The organism is Colwellia marinimaniae, assembly GCF_002207865.1.
In the GTDB taxonomy this organism is placed as follows: Bacteria; Pseudomonadota; Gammaproteobacteria; order Enterobacterales; family Alteromonadaceae; genus Colwellia; species Colwellia marinimaniae.
Genome location: NZ_BDQM01000087.1, coordinates 1 through 1,121, shown reverse-complemented (window position 1 = coordinate 1,121; position 1,121 = coordinate 1). Strand labels below are relative to the sequence as shown.

Here is a 1,121-nt window from a genome sequence, read left to right as displayed (position 1 = left end):
TTATACCATTTTGATTAAATTTGTGATCTAATTGATTTTATTTTTCAAACGTCCAGAACAGTAATTATGACCACACTTGAATCCATTGATTTTAAATCCCTTATAGCAAAAGAAACTAATGGGCGAATGCGGGTTCGTTTGATGGCGCTTTCTCACATCAAAGAGGGGGCTAATAACACACAAGCCGCACGAAACTTACATATTAGTCGACGTATTGTTAATGACTGGATTAAAAAATTTCATGAGCAAGGTCTTGATGGCTTAAAAGAAAAGCCTCGCTCTGGCCGACCCTGCGGCCTAGACCAACAACAATTAACTCAGTTAAGTGACTACATTCTAAAAAACAGTATTAAAGAAAGTGGAGGCAGACTGAAGGCACAAACGCTTGTTACCTATATTACTCAAGAATTTAATATCAAGTATACGATTTTTAATGTATATCGATTATTGCATCAGTTAGGTTTCTCTTGGATCACTAGTCGCTCTAGACACCCTAAGCAATCAGATGAAGTTCAAGAAGCTTTTAAAAAAATTCAAAATGGAAATTATCCTGACGATCCCGTGGAATGTAAGCCTTAAAAATGTAGACGTATGGTTCCAAGACGAAGCTAGGTTTGGCCAGCAGAATACGACGACAAGGCTCTGGGCGGAAAAAGGAACACGGCCAAGAGCGGTCAAGCAACAGCAGTTTGAATATGCTTACTTGTTCGGTGCAGTATGCCCAGCAACGGGTGATACTGAGGCATTAATTTCCCCCTGCATGAATATGGACGTGATGGAAAAACACTTAGCATTAATATCCAAGAGAATTCCTGAAGGTCGACATGGCGTTATAGTCGTTGATGGTGCGGCTTGGCACCAAGTTCATTTAGCCGATAAGTTTGATAACTTATCTATTATAAAGTTACCACCCTATTCACCAGAGCTAAACCCCATTGAGCAAGTCTGGCAATGGCTAAGGCAAAACGAACTAGCCAATAGATGCTTCAGTGGCTATGAAGATATTGTTGATGCCTGCTCTCTAGCATGGAATAGCTTTATATCTGATGTGTCGAGAGTAATGGAATTGTGTGATCGAGACTGGATAAAAGTGGGAACTTAATTAATGCAATTGGTATTAG

At 39.7% G+C, this 1,121-nt stretch carries 1 protein-coding gene; it reads left to right on the top strand.

Features of this window, described 5'->3' with window-relative positions; all coding sequences use genetic code 11:
• Window positions 1-66: 66 nt before the first annotated feature.
• Window positions 67-1,102, top strand: a protein-coding gene (locus tag MTCD1_RS18260) for an IS630 family transposase (protein WP_438819297.1) whose coding sequence is annotated in 2 segments (ribosomal slippage) — window positions 67-533 and window positions 532-1,102 — 1,038 coding nt in all. Because the reading frame shifts where the segments join, the coding sequence is not laid out codon by codon here.
• Window positions 1,103-1,121 lie beyond the last annotated feature (19 nt).